Origin of the sequence: Nitrobacter sp. 62-23 (genome assembly GCF_001897285.1) — a bacterium.
GTDB lineage: Bacteria > Pseudomonadota > Alphaproteobacteria > Rhizobiales > Xanthobacteraceae > Nitrobacter.
Genome location: NZ_MKSM01000090.1, coordinates 22758 through 43054 on the forward strand (window position 1 = coordinate 22758; position 20297 = coordinate 43054).

Below are 20297 nucleotides of genomic sequence, written 5' to 3' on the forward strand. Positions count from 1 at the left end.
CTCGCACATCCGCCGGCCGAGGATCACTATAGGAAAAATGCGATGACAGTCGTCGGGACATACGTGGAGGTATCTCGCCCTCTCGCTGCAAGACCGATGCAGACATGCTCGGCTTCGGTCACCTTGAGTGGAGCTTAGGCCGTAATCAGTTGCGGGGCGATTACAATGTCCAGATCGGATTTCAGCGTATTGGTGAAGTAGCAGACGCGCTCGGCCTGTCGGATAAGGCCATCGAGCGCGGCGGGGTCGCACGCGACCCGCGCATCGATCCGGACGGCGCGGAAACGCGGCCCATCATAGAAGCCGGTCGCCGTGACATTGATCGCGTCCACCGCGATCGACCGGCGGCGCGCGCTGAACGCCAGGGCCAGCGTGAAGCAAGAGGCGATCGAGGACAGGAAGAGTTCGGTAGGTTGCGGTCCGCGGTCCGTACCGCCGACGCTTTCAGGCTCGTCCACCACCAGGGTGAAACGTCCTGCCTGGACTTCGCAGGAGAGGCCTCCTCGCCATTCGCTGACAACCGACCGCTCATGGTTCGCGGACATAGTCTCTCCTGATTATGAGCGGGCTTCCGGCGCGCGCAGCCATTTCGCTCGGCTGCGGGTCGGGTCCGCCCGTTATAGGAAGGAAGTCACTGTTGCCGGCATCACCTCAAGTGCGTGTGCCGCGCATTCGAGCGCTCGTTTTATGGTCGAGCGAGGTGCTGGTCCTCCAAGGCAGATGCGCACCGCTTCGGGCGGAATTCCGGACACGGTGAACGCGTCGCTCGGGACGATCCCCACACCAGTCGAGCGCATGTGACCGACAAAGGCAGACCGCGTCCATGCGGCGGGAAGCGACAGCCAGATGTTGAAACTGTCAGGATCGCCTTCGAAGCGTTGGTCGGCAAGGATCCGATGCGCGAGTTTCTGCCGCTCCTCGGTCTCGACGCGGACGGCGCGCAGGATGGCGTCGGCAGTTCCATCCTCGATCCATTGCGTCGCAAGCGCCAGGGTGATCGGCGAGGCAATGACAGCGGCGGAACGCACCGCCGAGGCGAACGCCCAGGCCGACCGCTTTTCAGGCACCATGACATAAGCGGTGCGCAGGCCCGCCCCGATGCATTTTGCGAGCGAGGCGACATACCAGGTGAGATCGGGCGCAAGCGACGCGATCGTTGGCGGCGGTCCCGGCGCGATAAAGCCATAAGCATCGTCTTCGATGATCGCGACGCCGAAGCGGCGCGCGATCTCGACGATCTGCTGGCGGCGCACAAGGGAGATGGTGACGTTGGTCGGGTTCTGCAGCGTCGGATTGAGATAGAGAGCCTTTGGCGCTAGGCGCTTGCAAGCCTCCGCAAATGCTTCGGGCTCGATTCCTTCCTGATCCATCGACAGGCCGTGTAGGTCGACCCCGACCAGCGCCACGACGGCCCTGATGCCTGGATAGGTCAGATTTTCGCTGAGCAGGACATCGCCTGGCTTGGTGAGTGCGCTCAATATCCCCAGCAACGCAGCATGTGCGCCCGGGGTAACATAGATCTGTTCGATCGCCGGTACGAGCCCTCGACGCGCCAGCCAATGCTGCGCCGCCTCCTTGTCACGCACTCCCCCGCCGAAAGACTGGTAGCGCAGCATCGGAAGGATATCGCGTCCGATCATGTCCCAACCAGCGCGCATGCGCTCGATCAGTTCAGGCGAGTGCGGCTCCGGCGGCAAATTCATCGAAAGATCAGCGTCGTCGCCATGCGTGCGCGACGGCGCGGTCATGTCGGCGTGCAGGTTTGCGCGCTGGATCGGCAACACGAATGTTCCGTGCCCCTGCCGGGCCTCCACGAGGCCGCGTTTCTGGGCTTCGCCATATCCTCGGGCCACTGTCGTGAAATCGATCCCGAGGCGCTCTGCAAGCAAACGCTGCGCCGGCAACCGGTCTCCTGCGACCAGACGACCGGCCTGCATGTCGGATGCAATACGATCGGCGAGAGCAAGATAACGGGGCTTCGCTGAAGTGGAGAGATCGGGCGTCCAGTCGTGCATGAGCTCAGTGTTTCGAAACCTCGGATGGATTGACTGTACAATGTTGCACGCGCGAAAGCCAGCCCGTTGACCGCCTCGCGTGACAGGACTGAAACCCGCCAATGACTGGATGGTGCGGTGCGGAATGATAAGAAGCAAAGGCAGTTGTTGACGGCATTCTGCAAAGTGTTTACGCTAGATGATCGGATAGTGAATGGACGTAAAGACAGCATTATGAGCCGATACATCAGCAGATATGATGCGTATATTGAATGCATTATATCCGATCATGTTCCAGTCTCCAGATCACGGGTCAGTTGCCCGTGCCAAAAGAGGCAAATTGTCCCCGCATCACGAGAGGAAAGCCATGTCTGAAAAACGTGTGATCCGCGCTGCCGCCGTACAGATTGCCCCCGATCTCGAGACTCCGTTGGGCACGCTCGACCGTGTCCTCGCAGCGATCTCGGACGCCGCGGACAAGGGCGTCCAGTTTATCGTCTTCCCCGAGACATTCGTTCCCTATTATCCCTATTTTTCGTTCGTGCGCCCTCCGATGACCAGCGGCGGCGATCACATGCGCTTTTACGAGAACGCCGTCGTGGTGCCAGGTCCCGTCACCGAGGCCATCAGCCAAGCCGCGCGGCGCCACAAGATGGTGATCGTGCTCGGCGTCAATGAGCTGGACTATGGCTCGATCTACAACGCGCAGCTGATTTTCGACACCGACGGCAAGCTCCTGCTGAAACGGCGCAAGCTCACCGCCACGTTCCATGAGCGCATGATCTGGGGCGGCGGCGATGGCGCCGGGCTCAAGGTCGTCGATACCGCGGTCGGCCGCGTCGGCGCGCTTGCCTGCTGGGAGCACTACAATCCGCTCGCCCGCTATGCGCTGATGGCGCAGCACGAGGAAATTCACGCGGGCCAGTTCCCGGGCTCGCTGGTGGGTCAGATATTCGGCGAGCAGACCGAGGTGACGATCCGCCACCACGCCCTCGAGAGCGGTTGCTTCGTCGTCAACTCGACCGGCTGGCTGACCGAGGAGCAGATCGCGTCCATCTCGCCCGATGAAGGCCTGCAGCGCGGCCTGCGCGGCGGCTGCATGACCGCGATCATTTCGCCCGAGGGCAAGCACCTCGTCGATCCGCTGACCTCTGGCGAAGGTCTCGTGGTGGCCGACCTCGACATGAGCCTCATCATCAAGCGCAAGCGCATGATGGATTCCGTCGGTCACTATGCTCGCCCCGAGCTTCTGTCGCTTCTCATCAACGACCAGCCGGCCGTGACGATGCGAAGCGCCGAATCCATTCGCTCCGTCCCGCACGCGACGCACGCGGAGGCAAGCGAAGATCAGGGGGCGCTCGAGAATGTCGACTGAGTCCTTGATCAACGATCTGCAGTCCTTCGGGATCCGGCTCGTCGATCCCAGGAGCTCGGGGGTTAGCCGGCGCGGTGGCGCCGGCCCTTCCGACCACATGGCGGTGACGATCGACGGGACCACTGTCATGGTGCCGGTCCACAATGCGCCAGCTTTCGAGAGCCCTTATCAGGCGGCCCGCCCTGATGCGGCCGGCGTAAGCCGATTGAGCCGCGACGGCGTGGAACTCGCGGCGATTTCCTTCCCCACGAAGCCGAAATTCTACGAGCTTTCGACAGCGGACGGGATCCCCTATTCGCATATCGCGACCCTCCACGGCCGCGATGTCCTGGCCACGACCATCCTGCAGACCTGCATCCGTTATCAAAGCCGGACCAAGGCCTGTCAGTTCTGCGCGATCGGCCAGTCGCTGGCGGCTGGCCGCACGATCGAGCGCAAGACGCCCGCGCAGCTGGCCGAGGTTGCCAAGGCCGCCGTCGAACTGGATGGCGTGCGTCATATGGTCATGACGACCGGGACGCCGCCGGGGCCTGATCGCGGCGCAGCGATCCTCGCGGAGAGTGCTGCGGGTGTGAAGACGGCGGTCGACCTGCCGATCCAGGCGCAGTGCGAGCCGCCGGACGACGATCTCTGGTTCACGCGCCTGAAAGACGCCGGTGTCGACTCGCTCGGCATGCATCTCGAGGTCGTGACGCCGGAAGTTCGCGCTCGGATCATGCCCGGCAAGGCACAGGTGTCCCTCGAACGCTATTTCGACGCCTTCGAGGCGGCGATTGAGGTATTCGGCCGAGGACAGGTTTCGACCTTCATCCTCGCGGGCCTGGGAGATAGCCGCGAGGCGCTCCTCGACGTCTGTCGACGGCTGGTCGCCAGCGGCGTCTATCCGTTCGTGGTGCCCTTCGTTCCGATCGCGGGCACCCCGCTTGAGAGCCATCCATCGCCGAAGCCAACCTTCATGCACAGCGTTCTCCAGCCGCTCGGAGCAATGCTCCGTGAAGCCGGAATGCAGTCGAGCGACATCAAGGCCGGCTGCGGGCGATGCGGGGCGTGCTCGGCCCTCTCGAGCTATGAGCGGCGCGCGTCATGAGCGCCGTAGCCAAACAGGCTGTGCCGGCGCCTTCGTTGCGCATCAAATGGGCGACCGCGGAGTGGGAGCGCTCCGCGGCGTTCGCGTTGCGCCGCGAGATCTTTTGCGAGGAGCAAGGGGTCTTCGTGGCGGATGATCGGGACGAGATCGACGAGTTCGCAATCGCTCTGGTGGCCGTCATGCAGGACGAGGACGGACTTTCCCGGGTTGTCGGCACGGTGCGGATTCACGAGGATTTGAACGAGCACAAGACCTGGTGGGGATCCCGTCTCGCCGTCACTCAGGCCTATCGCGGCCGCGCCGGTGGGCGGATCGGCCCCGACCTCATCCGCTTGGCCGTCTCCTCGGCGCATGCCCGTGGATGCACACGCTTCCTGGCCAATGTGCAGAGCCAGAACGCCCTTCTCTTCAAACGGCTGCATTGGCGCTCGCTCGAGGAGTTCGACCTGTTCGGCAGGGCGCATCACCGAATGGAAGCGGATCTGGAATATTACCCGCCTTTTGGCACGCCCCAGGTGGGCTTCCTGTCCCGAGCGCGCTGATGAGCCGGGCAGACATCAACCTGGCGGCGCTCGCTCAGTCGCTGCGCCAGAGCCGCAGCTTCGCCGCAAAGGCGGACATCGCCTGCGTGGTGAAGGCTCTGGGAATCGAGACAGGTGCGATCGCGGTCGGTGACGATTGTGCCGCGATCCCCGATGGGGACGGCTATCTGCTGTTCGCCATCGAGGGATTCATCAACGAGTTCGTTGCCAGCGATCCTTGGTTCGCAGGCTGGTGCGGCGTGATGGTCAACGTCTCCGATATCGCAGCGATGGGCGGTCGTCCCCTGGCAACAGTGAATGCCATCTGGTCGGACGGACAAGACGGGGCCCTGCCCATCCTTGAGGGCTTGCGCAACGCATCGCGCGCCTTCGGGGTCCCCATGGTCGGTGGGCACAGTAATCTGCGGATGAAGAACAGTCAGCTTGCGCTTGCGATCCTCGGTCGCGCCAAGAAGCTGCTAACCAGCTTCGACGCGACGCCGGGCGATCATCTGGTGGCCGCCATCGATCTGCGTGGCCGATATCGCGAGCCATATCCGAACTGGGATGCCGCCACCTCCGCCCCACCCACGCGCCTGCGCGGTGATCTCGATCTGTTGCCTGAGATCGCCGAAGCCGGGCTTGCAAGAGCTGCCAAGGACATCAGCCAAGGCGGGATTATCGGCACCGCGACGATGCTCGCGGAATGCTCAGGCGTTGGCGCGGTGATCGACATCGATGCGATTCCAATGCCGGCGGACGTCGCGATCGAGCGCTGGCTCCAGACATTCCCGAGCTTCGGCTACCTGCTCGCGGTCGGCGCGGCGGAACTGGACGAAGTCCTGGCCAGGTTTCGTGCGAGAGACATCGCGGCGGCGGCGATCGGAACGATCACCGAGGATCCGCGCGTGCGAATCGAGTGCGCGACGCAACGGGAAACCGTCTGGGACTTGTCGGACCGGCCGCTGATCGGATGCGCGCCAGCTTCGGCCACGACCCGCGACGAGGTTCGAGCATGAACGGCGTAGCCCTGACCGCCGCCAAGGCGCACCCTGATGCCTTGCGGGAGCCCTGCACGGCGTGCGGGCAGAAATGGTTGCGGAGCGCCTTCGGTCGGTTGCAGGATCGCTGCGAGCATTGCGGCTATGATCCGGTGTCAGCCTCCGCCGAGCCGCTCGAGCCTTTCGCCGATGCGCCGCCGCGCCCCTCGTTTTGGCTGCGGAACCGAAGCGAGACAATTCTCCTGGGCATGCCACAGCTGAGCTTGCACGGCCTCTCGGAGACTTGGCTGCTGAAGCAGCTCGGGCATCAACACTGGATGATGCTCGCGAGCTTGGCCGGCCAGAAAGTGCCGAGCTTCATCGATGAGCGCGGAAAACCAGTCTATGCGGCCTTTTCCGCGATTTCGATTCAGGATGGCGACTTTGGCTCCGTCCGTGAGAATGATGAGTTGGTCGTACGATCGCGGGTGCGGCGAGTGACGCAGACGCAGATGCTGAGCCGCCACCGTCTGGTGGTGGGCGGTCGCTACATCGGGCAGGTGGAGATGGTCTCGGTCTTCGTGCGCCGCGGCCAGGATGGTGGCAATCGCAGCGTCTCCCGGTTCGTCGTGCCAGGTCTGCCGAAGCCGGAGCCGTTCCGGAGCCGAGAAGATCTGCCGGGCTGGGCGGCCGCTGTGCGTGCCGGTCGCGTGAGCGAACATCTGGGCTTCGCGCTGCACCAGGCGGCAGTCGGACCGGTCGTCGCCATCGACCCTTGCCCCGCCCAGGACTTCAACGGCGCAGGCTTCCTCTATTTCAGCAGCTTCGTCTCTTTCGTGGATCGCGCTGAATGGCAGTTCGCCCGCGATTTCGCTCGAACGGCAACGACATTGCGGCGGGATATCCTCTTCGCGGGCAATCTCGACCCAGGCGAAACACTGTTGGTCGGGCTGGTCGACCGGAAGGATTGGCATGTGCCCGGCGATCCGACTCCTGGGACCAGGACGTTGTCGCATCATTGTCGTCTTGTACGAACCGGCGACAATGAGCCGATCGCCGAGGTTTTCACGATCCGGCATATCCACTAATTTATGGAGGAGCCCAACAGACGGGAACCTCGACGATGAGCTTTCCGGACAATCCATTTGAGGAAGCCGGACCGGGCAAGCTCCTTGTCGCGAATCCAGATGCGGTTGAGCCATTTCGCTGACAGCGAGCCCGGCCAGCCGGGATGATGAGCCGCACAGGCCCGCCGTTGATGTTGGGAAGTGCTTCGCCATTGACCTGCCAGACGATCAGGTTGCTGGCGCGGGGGGACTGCGCAAACGCTGCCGGAAACAATCCGCCAGGAGATCGGCGCGGGACTGCGCACCACGGTCGTTTCTGCCTGAGTACATGCGACCCGTGTTGGACGACGCCCGGACGCGTGCATGACGATGGCCATAGTGAAGTTGCCGCCGCACTCGTCTGGTAATCCGCGCGCGGCACCGTCGTTCCCTGGGTGGTGCAGGTCGACCGCCTCGGCCCGGCGCAGACCGTGGCTGCGGCGACGGCCGATTATCGCGCGGCCGACCGCGGGGCAGCACGCTCAACGACTATTCGGCTTCGATTCGGTCGTATTCGTCGCGGAGCGCCTCACGAGTGGCCGCTCCTCCTCGGTGAGGTCGACGGCCGTGCGGCGAGTTCACGAAGGCCATGATCGTGAACGTAGCGGAAGCTCACGGCGACCTCGATCCATTTCCAGCCTTCCTCTGCGAGTTGGTCCGCAAGGCCTTCAGCTTTTCGGACACGAGCCGGTCGTGCAGGACGGAGTCCTGTAGCCAGCCGCCGTCGTCGTCTTGGAACAGATCGCGCAAGATGCAGACGCCTGGTAGGCATCGACGCCGACGAAGATGGCGCGCTTGCAGGGGTGCGCGGTCGATATTCTCGATCAGCGAAACCTCGTGGATGCTGACGTCGCTGTTCGGGTCTGGAGGGGGTCTGTCTGTTTCTTTTCCCTATCTGCTAGAGTCCTATCGGACGCAGCTCGCGAACGAGGTCGATCAGAAGACGCAGCCCGGTCGGGACTTGTCGACGGCTCGAATAATAGATGTGAAAGCCGTCTCCCCGCGACGCCCAGTCCACGAGCACCAGACGCAGTCGTCCGTCCGAAACATACGGGGCAACGAGGGGTTCAGGAAAGTACATGAGACCGCCGCCGCGGAGCACGGCAACAAGCCCCGTCTCCGCCTGATCGACCGTGATCGATGTCGGCACCGTCACCTGCAATTCCTCTCCATCGTGCTCGAACTCCCATCGATAGACACGGTCATCTCCGAGCCGGTTGCTGATGCATCGGTGCTGAAGCAGATCGTTGGGATGTTCCGGCGTGCCGAACCGATCTAGGTATTCAGGCGAACCCGCTACCACCCAGCGCACATCCGCCGACAGCCTTTGCGCAATCATGTCCTCCGGCACCGTGCCCCCATATCGGATGCCGGCATCAAAACCTGCGTCCGTCATATCCACCATGCGATTGTTGGCAACGATATCGATCTCGATGTCAGGATAACGCTCCATGAACACGGGCAAGACCGGGGCCAAGAGCAGATTGGCTGCCTCAACGGCGACGTTCAGCCGGATTCGGCCCGATGGAGCGTCGCGAAAACGGTTCAGCGTTTCCAACGCAACGTCGATCCGCTCGAATGGTTCTCCGATCGCAACGGCAAGAGCCTCTCCGGCGGCCGTGAGAGTGACACTCTTTGTCGTCCGATTGAGAAGCCGAATACCTAGCCTGCCCTCCAAGCCTTTGAGTGCATGGCTCAAGGCAGAGGCGCTCACGCCGATTTCGATTGCAGCGCGGCTAAAGCTTCGATGCCTTGCGATCGCCAGAAAGTAGGTTAAATCGGCGACGTCGGCACGGTTTGTTTGCATGCTAATTTCTTCCGATAAAGCCGTATACTTTCACCAAGGCGCGCTCCTCTCCACTGTGCTGACTTGAAAGCGGCAGCCCTGCCGCCGCGGATTCGCGCACTTTGGCCACGTTAACATCCGAAACTGTTGAATCGTCCTCACAAGACCATGCAACATACCCCGATAACGAAAGTGCCGTTTCCAGTTTAGTGTCGCACCCAAAGATCGGCGCAGCCACCCAAGAAGTAGAATGTGCCGCTGGGGATGCGACGGCGTGTACGCCCAAATTCCCCCTACGGCATCCACACCGTACGATTGAACGTCCCTCAAAGAACGATGAAGGGAATAATGTAATGCAATATACCCATCTGGGCCGTTCGGGGTTGAAGGTCAGCCGTCTGTGCCTCGGCACCATGAATTTCGGCGAGTTGACCGACGAGCCGACCAGCTTCCAGATTCTGGATGAGGCGGTAGAGGCTGGGATCAATTTCATCGATACCGCCGATGTCTATGGCGGCCCTCAATCTCCCGACATGGAGAAGGGGTTCGGTCTTTCGGAGGAGATCATCGGGCGATGGATGGCAGACCGCGGAAGCCGCAACGAAATCGTGCTCGCGACCAAGGTCTATCAGCCGATGGGACTCGGCCCGAACGATCGTCGGCTTTCAGCGCTCCACATTCGCCGTGCGTGTGAAGATAGCCTTCGGCGACTGCGGACCGATCACATCGATCTCTATCAGATGCATCACGTCGATCGCTTCACGCCTTGGGAAGAGATCTGGCAAGCGATGGAACTGCTGGTGCAGCAGGGGAAGATTATCTACGTCGGAAGCAGCAACTTCGCGGGATGGGATATCGCCACCGCGCAAAGTGCAGCCAACCAACGCCACTTCATGGGTCTGATCGCGGAACAAAGCCTCTACAATCTTTCGGCCAGAACCGTTGAGCTTGAGGTCATTCCGGCCTGTCGTCACTATGGCCTTGGTCTCATTCCCTGGAGTCCTCTCGGAGGCGGCTTGCTGGGGGGCGTGTTGCAGAAAATGGCTGGCGGCCGCCGGACTACTTCCATGATGAAGGAAAAGATCGAACGGTATCGTGCGCAACTCCAAGCCTTTGAAGCCCTTTGTGAAGACCTTGGCGAGCGGCCAGCAGACGTTGCGTTGGCGTGGCTCTTGCACAATCCCGCAGTCACGGCACCGCTGGTCGGGCCGCGCACAGCCGAACAGATGACACAGACGCTGCGCGCCGCGGAGATTTCGCTTTCCGACGATACCATGCGGTGCCTCGACGAGATATGGCCCGGTCCCGGTGGAGACGCGCCCAAAGCCTACGCCTGGTAGCGTCTTGGCAAGGTGCCATACCGCTGTCGCTGATCCACCCGGCGTCCCTTGTTTCGTGAGCGCCATTCATAAGTCCATGTAGCACCCTCGGGGTAACCGTGCCGCCGTCCCACGCTAGATTTTACGATGAAGGCGTGAGTCATAAGGAGGCGTAAAATGGTGCGTTCACCTGGGAAAGGCATTTCCTCTCCCGCTTGCGGCGCAGCCAGCCGCCGCACTTTCCTTGGCGCGGGTCTCGGCCTCGCAACCGCTTCACTCATGAACGTCAGAGGTGCTTTCGCTCAAAGTCCAGACGTCCATCTGCAAGATCGTAATGCTTCGATTCCACGCAGGGAGAAGTCTATGGGTAGCCGCAAACTCGGCAATTTGAAGGTCTCCGCCATCGGCCTCGGATGTCTCCCGCTGGTAGGATACTATGGTAACGGACCGCGCGACCGCAAAGCCAGTGTGGCGCTCATTCGCGCCGCGTTCGAACTGGGTGTGACATTTTTCGACACCGCCGAAGTCTATGGCCCTCATCTCAGCGAAGAGTTTGTCGGCGAAGCGCTTGCTCCGGTCCGCGATCAGGTCGCCATCGCCACCAAGTTCGGTTTCGGGGTGGAGGAAGGCCAGCCGACGGCGCTGAACAGCCAGCCGGACCATTTGCGGCGCGCCGTCGACGGCTCGCTGAAACGACTGAGGACCGACCATATCGATCTGCTCTACCAGCATCGCCCCGATCCCAAGGTGCCGATCGAGGACGTCGCTGGCGCGGTCAAGGATTTGATTCAGGCCGGGAAGGTGAAGCACTGGGGTCTCTCGGAAGCGAGCGCCACCACCATCCGCCGTGCCCATGCCGTCCTGCCGGTCAGCGCCGTGCAAAGCGAATACGCCATCTGGTGGCGCGAGCCGGAGACCCGGATCTTCCCGACGCTCGAAGAACTCGGCATCGGCTTCGTGCCCTATTGCCCGGTTGGACGCAGCTTTTTCGCCGGAGCAGTCAACGCTGCCAGCCGCTTCGACTCGACGGATCGCCGCCATAACCTGCCACGATTTGTCCCCGACGCGCTCGCGGCAAATCTGGCTCTCTTCAAATATGTTCGTGACTGGGCCGAACGAAAGAACACAACACCGGCACAGTTCGCCCTGGCATGGGTGCTGGCGCAGCGGCCGTGGATCGTGCCGATCCCCGGCACGACGCAGTACATGCACCTTGCCGAGAACGTCGGCGCTCCGACCGTGCATTTGACCGCTGACGAGCTGCGCGAATTCGACGTCGGCGCAGAGAAGATCACCTTGGTCGGCGGCCGCGCCGATCCGTTCACCGAAAGCCAGTTCGACCACGGATAAGGGACGTTCGTCGTCGAAGGGGGGCTGTTCCCTCGTCGCACACGGCCTCTCAAGCTGGAATTCACAAACACCAACGCCGGGAGACCGAATTGAAACGCTTCATCGCACCAGTCTTAGGATTTATCATCATGACAACCACCGCACATGCTCAGCAGCCCAATCCCGAAGGCCGCCGCTTCTCGCCGGATCAGGTTCGCTCCGTCGCGCCGGCGCTCGAGCATTACACGGACGCGGCCACAGCCTCCGGGGTGGACGACTCCATGACAATCCATATCTAAGCTCAGTACGGCCTTGATCGGGCGGGCCAATTGAGGCTGACTACTCTCGTGCATCTTATGCTCACTTCGCGATGAATAGGTGGGCTCACAATTCTTCGGGGTCACCGTACGATTTGAGAACCGCAAACGCTGTAGCCCGTTTGTTCCCATCTGTGTTTTAGATTTAAAGCGATAGCGGCGGCCTGCCGTAACGATCGTCAGGAGATATGACAGTCATGCGCGCCCTTTCATCGGTCAACACCATCGTTGCTGGAACGTTTCTGTTGGCAACATCCGCGATTGCGCAAGTGAACCCTAGTGCACCCCCGGCAGTCGGGGTTGTCACAGCTGAATTCAAGCCGATGGCGGAGAGCACGGAAATCAACGGCCGCATCCAGGCCCGGGATCGCGTTGATCTGGTTGCGCGCGTGACCGCGTTCATGAACGAACGCCTCTTCACGGAAGGCGCGGATGTCAAGAAGGGGCAGATTTTATATCGGCTTGAGCGGGCGCCGTTCGAAGCCGACGTCGAGGCTAAAGAAGCGGCTGTTGCACAGGCTCAGGCCCAACTGGAGAATGCTGATCTCGCGCTTTCCCGCGCGCAGGAGCTATTGCGGAAAAATTCCGGTACCCAGGTCACAGCCGACAGCGCATTGGCGACGCAGCGCGTCGCGGCAGCCCAGGTGAAGGCCGCGCAGGCGCAGCTCCATCAATCGCAAATCAATCTCGATTATACCGAAATAAAAGCGCCGATCGACGGCCTCATTGGCCGAACCTCGATCACGGTCGGTAACGTCGTCAGCCCCACCAGCGGGTCGCTGGCGACGATTGTCAGTCCGGACCCTATGTATGTGACCTTTCCCATCTCGGTGCGCCGCGTTCTCGAACTAAGGGAACGCTATGCCGACAAGGGCGGCTATCATGCCGTCCAGATTCGCGTGCGTCTGCCAAACGGTGAAATGTACGGTCAGACCGGCAAGCTCGATTTCGTCGATATCGGCGTTGCCAAGGATACCGACACCATCACCCTGCGCGGCACGATCCCCAATTCGATGATTCAGACAGTCGGGGAGAACAAGCTTTACGAGTTGACGGACCAAGAGTTTGTTACCGTATCGCTTGAGGCTGTCGAACCGCTCAAGGTGCTGGCTGTTCCACGCGCCGCGATTCTGGCCGACCAGCAGGGTGACTATGTCTTCGTGGTCAACGGCAAGAACGTGGCCGAGCAACGCCGCGTGAAGCTGGGCCAATCAACCCCTGACATCGCGGGGATAGTCGATGGTTTGAAGCCGGGCGAGAAGGTCGTCGTGGAGGGAATCCAGCGGGTGCGGCCAAATCTTGTGGTCGCGCCGGCGCCCGCTTCGCCGACACCTGCCGGGAGATAAGCCATGCTCTCCGCATATTTTATTGATCGCCCTCGCATGGCGATCGTCATTGCCATCGTCATTTCGCTCGCGGGCCTGTTGGCGCTCTCGCGCATCCCCGTGGCTCAGTTGCCCGACATCGTTCCGCCGCAGGTTGAGGTCTCGGCGGTCTATCCGGGGGCCTCTGCCTCGGTGCTGGAAGCGACCGTGGCGCAGCCGATCGAGTCCAAGGTCGTCGGCGTCGACAAGATGATTTACATGAAGAGCAGCAGCGGGGCCGATGGAAGTTACAATCTCACCGTCAGCTTCGCCCTTGGCACCGATCCGGACATCAACACGGTCAACGTCAACAACCGCGTTCAGACCGCGATGGCGAACTTGCCCACCGAGGTGCAGGTTCAGGGATTGACCGTCCAGAAGCGGTCGTCGTCGATCCTGCAATTCATCGCCCTCTACAGCGAAGGCGGTAAGCTCGATCCGCTGTTTATCACCAATTACGCCATCATCAACGTCATGGACGAGTTGTCGCGGACGCCGGGCGTCGGGCAGGCGACCCTGTTCGGCCGCGAAGACTATTCGATGCGAATCTGGTTCGACACGTCGCGGCTGACCAACCTGGGTCTTGCGCCCTCTGACGTCATTCGCGCCGTGCAGGCGCAGAACGTCCAGGCGCCGATCGGTCGTCTTGGAGCACGTCCGGTTCCTGAAGACCAGCAGTTCCAATTGAACCTGCAGACCCAGGGGCGCCTCACCACGCCGGAGGAATTCGGCGCGATCGTCATCCGCGCCAATCCGGATGGTTCGGTGCTGCAGGTCAAGGACGTCGCCCGGATCGAATTAGGAGCGCAAAATCAGGATACCTTCAGCCGGCTGAATGGTAGCCCGTCGGTCGCCATCGGCATCTATCTCGCACCTGGCGCCAATGCCATCACCGTATCGAAGGCCGTGAACGCAACGCTGGAAAAGCTGCGAGGGCGCTTTCCCGCGGGGCTGCAGGCGCGCGTTGTCCATGATTCCACGATTTTCGTTACCGATACGATCAGCGCCGTCATTCACGCGCTTATCGAGGCATTTGTTCTGGTCGCCATTGTCGTGTTCCTGTTTCTCGGCAATCTGCGCGCAACGTTAATTCCGATCATTGCCATTCCGGTCAGTCTGGTTGGAAGTTTCGCCGTTCTCCTTGCGCTTGGCTATTCTGCCAACACCGTCTCGTTGCTGGCGCTGGTGCTCGCGGTTGGCATCGTGGTGGACGATGCGATCGTCGTGGTCGAAAACGTCGAGCGCGTGATGGAGGAAGAGCCGGACCTTTCGCCTGCGGACGCGACCAAGAAAGCCATGACGCAGGTGACCGCGCCGATCGTCGGCATCACCCTGGTGCTGCTATCCGTGTTTGTGCCCATCGCCTTTATCTCGGGTATTTCAGGCGAGCTGTTTCGCCAGTTCGCCGTAACGATCAGTGCTTCGGTGCTCATCTCGGCGGTCAACGCGCTGACCCTTTCTCCGGCGCTGTGTACGGTGTTCCTCCGTCACTCCCCGCGTCGCGGAATCATGGGACGCATCGGGCAAGGGATCGACAAAGTGCGCGACGGTTATGCCACCGTCGTGCGCAAGACATTGCGGTTGTCGATCATTTCAATGGTGCTGGTCGCCGCATTCGGTCTGGGTATTTTTGGCCTGATGCGAATTACCCCTACGGGCTTCCTGCCGGAGGAGGATCAGGGCGCATTCTTCATCAACGTGCAATTGCCGGATGGTGCTTCGGTCAACCGGACCAGCGAAGCCGTAAAGCAGGTGGAAAACGTTCTGAAGTCGATGCCTCAGGTGCAGGATACCATTTCGATTATCGGCTTCTCGCTGCTCGACAGCTATTCCGCCAGCAACAATGCGTTTCTGATAGCCAAGCTGAAGCCATTCGAAGATCGCACCAAGGCGGCCGATTCCGCGCAGGCTTTGATCGCGCATGTCTTCGATGCAGCCCAGCAGATTCGTACGGCGAATGTACTGCCGTTCAATCTTCCCCCTGTCGTGGGTCTGTCAACGACGGGCGGTTTCGAATATCAACTTGAGAATCTGGAAGGCGCCGATCCGAAAGCAATGGGTGCGGTGGTTCAGGGGCTCGTCGCCGCGGCCAATCAGGACCCGCGTCTTTCGCGCGTCTTCTCGACCTACGGCGCCAATGCGCCTTCCATCTTTCTCGATATCGATCGCGAGAAGGCGCAGTCGCTTGGTATCACTCTCAACGATGTTTTCACCACGCTGCAAACCACGCTGGGGGGCTACTTCATCAATAACTTCAACCTGTTTGGCCGCACCTGGCAGGTTAATTTACAGGCCGAGGCGGCGGATCGGCGCGATGTGTCCGCGCTCTCGAAGATATTCATTCGCAACTCGAAAGGCACGATGGTGCCGCTACAGTCGATTGCGTCGGCGCGTACCGTCACCGGGCCGCAAGTGATCACGCGGTACAACAATTACCGCTCGGTGACCATTAATGGCGGCCCGGCTCCGGGCGTCGCCTCGGGTACCGCATTGGCCGCCATGGCCGAGGTGTCGGCCAAGACGCTCCCCCCAGGCTATGCGTTCGAATGGACCGGTACAGCCTATCAGGAGCAAGGCGCGAGCGGCCAGACCTTGATCGTGCTGGGCATGGCGTTACTGTTCGCATTTCTGTTTCTGGTCGCGCTCTACGAAAGCTGGATCATCCCGATTCCGGTGCTGTTCTCCGTGGTGGCGGGCGTTTTTGGCGCCATTGGCGGCGTCCTGATCACGCACCTTACGCTCGATCTTTATGCGCAGATCGGGCTCGTCGTTCTGATTGCGCTGGCGGCGAAGAACGCCATTCTGATCGTTGAGTTTGCCAAGGAACAGCGTGAGCAAGGGTTGGGCCTTGAACAGGCCGCAGCTCTCGGCGCCGAGATGCGGTTCCGTGCTGTGCTTATGACGTCCATTGCTTTCATTCTTGGATTGGTGCCGCTGGTCTGGGCGACCGGCGCATCGCAGATTGCGCGGCACGCCGTCAGCACGCCGGTATTCGTCGGCATGATCGCTGCGAGTAGTATCGGGCTGTTTTTGATTCCGATGCTCTATGTTTTTTGGGAATCCATCAGAGAGCGAACGAGTGAATTCTTCAATCGAAACAAAATGGCCGATGCCGATCCGGCAGAATAGCTGAGTAATTCTGCTAGACGCTGCTCAGCGTCAGAAATCCGGCAACTGCTACAAACCGGGCAGCACTTGCAGGTGTCGCACGCACGGATTGTTGCTGAATACCTCGGAACGACCTAGCGTTACAGTCGTAATTTGTATGGCTCGTTTTAGCGAGTTCTGACTCGATGCATCACCGGCGCGCTGCTCGACAGGCTGACCCATCACGTCCACATCCTGGCCATGGACGGCGACAGCTATCGGCTCAAGCAATCCTCCGGTCGTCGCCGGTCAGCCGCCGTGGCTGTCGCGGCGGAGCAAAACCAGACCCCCGCCTGACCCCTCATTCTGCCAAATCCAAAAGGCCGCTCGCTCGCTGCGGCGCCATTGAAAGCGCGCTTCGCGAGTGGCCTGCGCCGAACCCCCACTGGCCGGCTTTTACTCCGCCCCAGTGGCCCGGTTTTGCTCCGCCGTTAACAAAACCGCTCAAACGCGCTATTTCCTGATCGAAAAGTTCAAAGGGAATAATCTGATCGAGCGGGTGCATAAGGATCAAGGATCGCCCTGCCTGCCTGAAAAAGTTGAGCGCGGTCGCAAACAGGACGTGCGCTAGGCCTGAATCCTAATCCGTTGCCGCACGCGTTCGTACAGCTGCACCTCGGCTTTGTGGAGCAGCTCGACGACGAGCGCGAATTGCTGGCGATCTATATGCGTCGCCCATCCGCTCTCACAGCGCACGACGAGATAAGAGTCGTCGCCGTATTCTTCGACGTCACGCCTGAACGTGGCGGTCGCGCACTGGACGCTTCCCTTCTCCCGGGCCTGTGGGCCTGGAACGAGATTGCAATTATATCGTGCTGCGAGTTCGGGGAATGGACCATCCGCCTGCTCACGCTTGCGGTAATGATCGAAGATCAGATCGGGCTGGCAGCCGCGGACCAGCCGGAAGCTCATGCCGACGCCCGCATAATCGTTGCGCGTGTGCCGCACCGGCGGGTCGAATGCCAGCGTCACGCGAATGCACCGCTCGCCATTCCCGGCCTGGAACGCTTCCGGGACCCTCGGCGCCGCATAGGACGTGCCCGAGCCGGCCGTAAACAGCTGATCGAGATAGCTGTGATACAACGTCAGGACTCCAGCACTGCCGACATCCTCCCCGCCCCGCAGCCGCGCGACGACGGGATCGAAAATCAGTGTGCCGCCGATCTCGACGACGTCCGGCTTTGTTGCGCCCCCCGGGCCCGGCCCGGTGCGGGAGAATGGCGCCGGCTCATGCAACTTCGTGATCGGCCGCACGCGGACGTCGTTCGCTCGCTCGGCATCGAGACCCTCGCCATGCGCGAGCGCGCCAACGGTGATGACGTTCAAAGCGCCAGCTGGTTCGAAGAACCGGTTGGCGTCCTCCAACAAATAGCCCGGATATTCGGTAACAGCCTGTTCGAGGCGGTTTCCGCCGCGCGGGTGCCGATTTCCGGACGACACCACGATGACGACGTCGAGTTCGCGTGCCAGTTCGTCCAGCGTCGCGGCCCATGTGCCGACCTTGCCGCCATCGTAAACCCGCCGACGGTCGGCAAGCGCGATGACGAACACCCGGCAGCCGAAGCGCTGGTTCAACGTCATGATCGCTTCGCGCATCTGCGATGGCACCAGGCGGCGATCGTCAAAATCGCCATGGTCATTCACGACCTTCGCCGCGCAGATCCGGGCCCCCCTCTGCAGGGCTCCCGCATTGAGTTGTGCGCGAAGGTCGCCAAACACGGCGATGCCGGCAACGCGGGTCCCGTGTCCCCAGACGTCGGCCGTCCCGAGGTTCTCAGGGACGGCGATTGATCCGGCGATAACGTTGGCGAGGAATGGATGATCGTTGACACCGCTGTCGATCACGCCGATCAGCGGCGCGTCGTCACCAAGCGCGTTCAACGGTGGCGCATTGGCCAGAGTCAGATCGAGGGCTTCAGCCGTGGTCACGTCTGGCGCAGGCGGCAGATCGATGGCCGCAATTTCCTCAATCGTCAGGAGCGTGCGAACGAGCTCGCCGGTCAGACGTGCCCGGAACATGCTGATCGAGGGGCCAACGTAGCGATCGAAGACGTCACCCGCCCGCGCTTCGACGTACCGGATCACTTCCTCGATCTTACGCTCGCGCAGGCGGCGTTCGCCGAGATCCCAAAGCTCGATATCGACCAGGTAGGACGTTCGCGCGACGAAACTCTTTGACCAGTCCTAGCAGGACGCGCACGTTCGTTGCGCCCAGGATAATGTCGTTCCGGCTATGGCTTGGCTCGACGCGCTCTATGAATTCCGCGGCGGCCTCGGGAAACGGGATAAGGGGCGCAAGCGCCTTTGGGCCCGCCGGCCGGCTGGGACCCGTCTCAAGGGTCTTGCGCAGGCTACGCGCCAGAACGCGATTGTTCTTCTTTTCCTCTTCGTTGATGATTTGCTCCGCCACGGCACGGAACTCATCGTCCCGACCGTAACTGGCCAGCAATTTTTTCATCAACTCTCCGGGGCCATGGCTCTGGTTTACTTTCTCCTGCTGGGCGAATCATAACCGCAACGCAGCGTTTCACGATGGGGTTACTGCCCGATTTAAACAACGCAAATGGCTGTTGATGACCATCGGCTATAGAACCCCCCACGCCCGGTATCGTCCCCGTCCCGTCGCCTCCCGCAGCCCGAGTTCACCGACCAGGTCCTGTGCGGCACGCGGCGTGATCTTTAGCTCCTCCGCGATCATGCCGGCCGAGACGATGGGCCGGGTCAGGACATAATCCAGGAGTGCCGGCAGCCGGGAAGTGGAGCGGCGCCCGGCGAGCTTGCGCGCCAGCAGGATGCGGGCGGCCAGCCAGCGGTCATGATCCTTCAGCCCGGCTTCGGCGGCTGCCGCGATCGCTTCGAGCTGGACCGCAAGGCGGCCGGCCGGGTCCCGCGGTTGCCGCCGTTCGCGCGGAATCGCCTTCAAGCCCTCATGCAGGCAGGGAAGGTGCGCGCGGGCCTTGCCGCGCGCGCGGAGCAGGCTGGCGGCGAGCAATCGGCCAAGCCACGGCGTGTGCTGCAGCGGCTCGACGGCACTCCATGCGTCGGTGGCGATCGCCGCCGCCAGCGTCGGCGGCAGCGGCCAGGTCTGGTCGACGACGGTACGCCATTCGACGAGACGTTCGTCCTCGTCCCAGTCGAGGTCGTAGACCAGCGGGTCGCGCTCCGGCGCGCGCCGCGCCTGCGTCGCCGCCCCGCCCGCGAGCGTGCGGTCGGCCTGCGCGATCGCCGCGTCGACTGCGGCGAACACCTCGGCCATCCGGTCGTCCACGGGAGCGAGGCGTGGCTCGGCTGCATCCGCCTCGCCGCCCTTGTCATCGACGTGGCGCGGTTCATCCGAATCTTTCTCCGGGTCGTTCGCCTCTTCATCATCCCTGGCGCTTGCCTCATCCTCGTTAGCGCTCCCTCCCCTGCCCCGCAGGCCGGCGAGGCTTGTCGCCGACAGCGGCCAGTCGGGCTTGGCGGCGGCGATGCGGCGGCGGGCGCGCAACACGACGTTGGCGCGGGTGAGTTCAAAGGTCGGCGCGCGGACGTCCCTGCCGGCGTCGTGGAGAACGAGATCCTCGAGATGGACGAGTTCGCCGTCCAGCCACAGGCAGGCCGCAGCATCGGTGAAGTGAGTCCGGGCGATCCACCCCTGCCGGATCGGGCTTTTGGCGAGCCGCTCGTCGAGGCGCGCCAACGCATCCTCGGCGGCCGCGAGCGGCCCGGCGATTTGGCTCCAGGGCATTGGATCGGGGATCTGGTAGGCTGACGACAAGGATTTGATAACCTTAATAGGAATCGCCGCAACAGAAGCTAACATAGACATAGCTTCCGTCATAGCAAAGTCCGGCACACGACGTGTGTCACCATCGATAATTATCCGTTATCGATAGTGTTGGACGTGACAGCGCAAATCAGCGATGTCACTTGGCCGAGATCGCTGGAATCGCCCGGAAACATGCGGTTTTTCGGCGCCGCTCACCGCAAATC

At 61.9% G+C, this 20297-nt stretch carries 18 protein-coding genes and 3 pseudogenes; 12 read left to right on the top strand and 9 right to left on the bottom strand.

What is annotated here, in order from left to right; genetic code table 11:
- Positions 1-134: 134 nt before the first annotated feature.
- Both BGO16_RS07875 and BGO16_RS07880 read right to left on the bottom strand, forming a co-directional pair.
- Positions 135-545: an OsmC family protein gene (locus tag BGO16_RS07875; protein WP_292618065.1), complete on the bottom strand. Its 411-nt coding sequence runs from the start codon at positions 543-545 to the stop codon at positions 135-137.
- 72 nt (positions 546-617) lie between these two features.
- Positions 618-2015 (bottom strand): PLP-dependent aminotransferase family protein, encoded by a 1398-nt coding sequence (locus tag BGO16_RS07880; protein WP_292618066.1) that lies wholly within the window; start codon positions 2013-2015, stop codon positions 618-620.
- 346 nt (positions 2016-2361) lie between these two features.
- Between BGO16_RS07880 and BGO16_RS07885 the strand changes: the two genes are divergently transcribed.
- From BGO16_RS07885 to BGO16_RS07905, 5 genes are read left to right on the top strand one after another with little or no spacing between them, the layout of a single operon-like run.
- Entirely contained in the window at positions 2362-3369 is a 1008-nt protein-coding gene (locus tag BGO16_RS07885) for a Nit6803 family nitrilase (protein WP_292618067.1), read from the top strand.
- Positions 3341-4456, top strand: a complete 1116-nt coding sequence (locus BGO16_RS07890) for an MSMEG_0568 family radical SAM protein (protein WP_292618082.1) — start codon at positions 3341-3343, stop codon at positions 4454-4456. Before BGO16_RS07885 ends, BGO16_RS07890 begins: the two co-directional genes overlap by 29 nt.
- The gene (locus BGO16_RS07895; RefSeq protein ID WP_292618068.1) at positions 4453-4998 is read left to right on the top strand and encodes an MSMEG_0567/Sll0786 family nitrogen starvation N-acetyltransferase; all 546 of its coding nucleotides are present in this window, start codon (positions 4453-4455) and stop codon (positions 4996-4998) included. The genes BGO16_RS07890 and BGO16_RS07895 overlap by 4 nt, the downstream gene beginning before the upstream one ends.
- Positions 4998-5996, top strand: a complete 999-nt coding sequence (locus tag BGO16_RS07900; RefSeq protein WP_292618069.1) for a sll0787 family AIR synthase-like protein — start codon at positions 4998-5000, stop codon at positions 5994-5996. Before BGO16_RS07895 ends, BGO16_RS07900 begins: the two co-directional genes overlap by 1 nt.
- Positions 5993-7045, top strand: coding sequence for a Pnap_2097 family protein (locus BGO16_RS07905; RefSeq protein WP_292618070.1), 1053 nt, complete (start codon positions 5993-5995; stop codon positions 7043-7045). The genes BGO16_RS07900 and BGO16_RS07905 overlap by 4 nt, the downstream gene beginning before the upstream one ends.
- 1 nt (position 7046) lies before the next feature.
- Here BGO16_RS07905 and BGO16_RS18130 read toward each other — a convergent pair whose 3' ends face one another.
- Positions 7047-7298, bottom strand: coding sequence for a molybdopterin-dependent oxidoreductase (locus BGO16_RS18130; protein ID WP_363091665.1), 252 nt, complete (start codon positions 7296-7298; stop codon positions 7047-7049).
- A gap of 112 nt (positions 7299-7410) precedes the next feature.
- Here BGO16_RS18130 and BGO16_RS07910 point away from each other — a divergent pair.
- Positions 7411-7521, top strand: a pseudogene (locus BGO16_RS07910) (VirB8/TrbF family protein); the annotation flags it as partial.
- A gap of 34 nt (positions 7522-7555) precedes the next feature.
- Here BGO16_RS07910 and BGO16_RS07915 read toward each other — a convergent pair.
- Positions 7556-7860, bottom strand: a pseudogene (locus BGO16_RS07915) (DNA-binding protein); the annotation flags it as partial.
- Positions 7861-7961: 101 nt separating this feature from the next.
- A complete protein-coding gene (locus tag BGO16_RS07920) occupies positions 7962-8870 on the bottom strand; it encodes a LysR family transcriptional regulator (RefSeq protein ID WP_292618071.1) in 909 nt (302 codons plus the stop codon).
- A 101-nt stretch (positions 8871-8971) separates the two neighbouring features.
- Between BGO16_RS07920 and BGO16_RS07925 the strand changes: the two genes are divergently transcribed.
- The 6 genes and pseudogenes from BGO16_RS07925 to BGO16_RS07950 all read left to right on the top strand — a co-directional run.
- Positions 8972-10189, top strand: coding sequence for an aldo/keto reductase (locus BGO16_RS07925; protein ID WP_292618072.1), 1218 nt, complete (start codon positions 8972-8974; stop codon positions 10187-10189).
- Positions 10190-10531: 342 nt separating this feature from the next.
- The gene (locus BGO16_RS07930; RefSeq protein ID WP_292618073.1) at positions 10532-11518 is read left to right on the top strand and encodes an aldo/keto reductase; all 987 of its coding nucleotides are present in this window, start codon (positions 10532-10534) and stop codon (positions 11516-11518) included.
- Positions 11519-11646: 128 nt separating this feature from the next.
- Entirely contained in the window at positions 11647-11796 is a 150-nt protein-coding gene (locus tag BGO16_RS07935) for a hypothetical protein (RefSeq protein ID WP_292618074.1), read from the top strand.
- A 215-nt stretch (positions 11797-12011) separates the two neighbouring features.
- Positions 12012-13160, top strand: a complete 1149-nt coding sequence (locus BGO16_RS07940; protein WP_292618076.1) for an efflux RND transporter periplasmic adaptor subunit — start codon at positions 12012-12014, stop codon at positions 13158-13160.
- A gap of 3 nt (positions 13161-13163) precedes the next feature.
- Entirely contained in the window at positions 13164-16307 is a 3144-nt protein-coding gene (locus BGO16_RS07945) for a multidrug efflux RND transporter permease subunit (protein ID WP_292618077.1), read from the top strand.
- A 168-nt stretch (positions 16308-16475) separates the two neighbouring features.
- Positions 16476-16622 (top strand): annotated as a pseudogene (locus BGO16_RS07950) (ATP-binding protein); the annotation flags it as partial.
- 4 nt (positions 16623-16626) lie between these two features.
- Here BGO16_RS07950 and BGO16_RS07955 read toward each other — a convergent pair.
- The 4 genes from BGO16_RS07955 to BGO16_RS07970 form a co-directional block, all read right to left on the bottom strand.
- Positions 16627-16830 (bottom strand): hypothetical protein, encoded by a 204-nt coding sequence (locus BGO16_RS07955; RefSeq protein WP_292618078.1) that lies wholly within the window; start codon positions 16828-16830, stop codon positions 16627-16629.
- A gap of 62 nt (positions 16831-16892) precedes the next feature.
- Positions 16893-18410, bottom strand: coding sequence for a S8 family peptidase (locus BGO16_RS07960; RefSeq protein WP_292618079.1), 1518 nt, complete (start codon positions 18408-18410; stop codon positions 16893-16895).
- 10 nt (positions 18411-18420) lie between these two features.
- Positions 18421-18783, bottom strand: coding sequence for a hypothetical protein (locus tag BGO16_RS07965; protein WP_292618080.1), 363 nt, complete (start codon positions 18781-18783; stop codon positions 18421-18423).
- Between the two features lie 126 nt (positions 18784-18909).
- A complete protein-coding gene (locus BGO16_RS07970; RefSeq protein ID WP_292618081.1) occupies positions 18910-20127 on the bottom strand; it encodes an RHE_PE00001 family protein in 1218 nt (405 codons plus the stop codon).
- Positions 20128-20297 lie beyond the last annotated feature (170 nt).

What these genes read in the sequence shown, in the direction of transcription:
- BGO16_RS07940 (WP_292618076.1), top strand. Translation starts at nt 12,012, where the DNA reads ATGCGCGCCCTTTCATCGGTCAACACCATCGTTGCTGGAACGTTTCTG.
- BGO16_RS07945 (WP_292618077.1), top strand. Translation starts at nt 13,164, where the DNA reads ATGCTCTCCGCATATTTTATTGATCGCCCTCGCATGGCGATCGTCATT.
- BGO16_RS07900 (WP_292618069.1), top strand. Translation starts at nt 4,998, where the DNA reads ATGAGCCGGGCAGACATCAACCTGGCGGCGCTCGCTCAGTCGCTGCGC.
- BGO16_RS07895 (WP_292618068.1), top strand. Translation starts at nt 4,453, where the DNA reads ATGAGCGCCGTAGCCAAACAGGCTGTGCCGGCGCCTTCGTTGCGCATC.
- BGO16_RS07875 (WP_292618065.1), bottom strand. Translation starts at nt 545, where the DNA reads ATGTCCGCGAACCATGAGCGGTCGGTTGTCAGCGAATGGCGAGGAGGC.
- BGO16_RS07970 (WP_292618081.1), bottom strand. Translation starts at nt 20,127, where the DNA reads ATGTTAGCTTCTGTTGCGGCGATTCCTATTAAGGTTATCAAATCCTTG.
- BGO16_RS07905 (WP_292618070.1), top strand. Translation starts at nt 5,993, where the DNA reads ATGAACGGCGTAGCCCTGACCGCCGCCAAGGCGCACCCTGATGCCTTG.
- BGO16_RS07955 (WP_292618078.1), bottom strand. Translation starts at nt 16,830, where the DNA reads ATGCACCCGCTCGATCAGATTATTCCCTTTGAACTTTTCGATCAGGAA.
- BGO16_RS07885 (WP_292618067.1), top strand. Translation starts at nt 2,362, where the DNA reads ATGTCTGAAAAACGTGTGATCCGCGCTGCCGCCGTACAGATTGCCCCC.
- BGO16_RS07930 (WP_292618073.1), top strand. Translation starts at nt 10,532, where the DNA reads ATGGGTAGCCGCAAACTCGGCAATTTGAAGGTCTCCGCCATCGGCCTC.
- BGO16_RS07935 (WP_292618074.1), top strand. Translation starts at nt 11,647, where the DNA reads ATGACAACCACCGCACATGCTCAGCAGCCCAATCCCGAAGGCCGCCGC.
- BGO16_RS07880 (WP_292618066.1), bottom strand. Translation starts at nt 2,015, where the DNA reads ATGCACGACTGGACGCCCGATCTCTCCACTTCAGCGAAGCCCCGTTAT.
- BGO16_RS07920 (WP_292618071.1), bottom strand. Translation starts at nt 8,870, where the DNA reads ATGCAAACAAACCGTGCCGACGTCGCCGATTTAACCTACTTTCTGGCG.
- BGO16_RS07965 (WP_292618080.1), bottom strand. Translation starts at nt 18,783, where the DNA reads ATGAAAAAATTGCTGGCCAGTTACGGTCGGGACGATGAGTTCCGTGCC.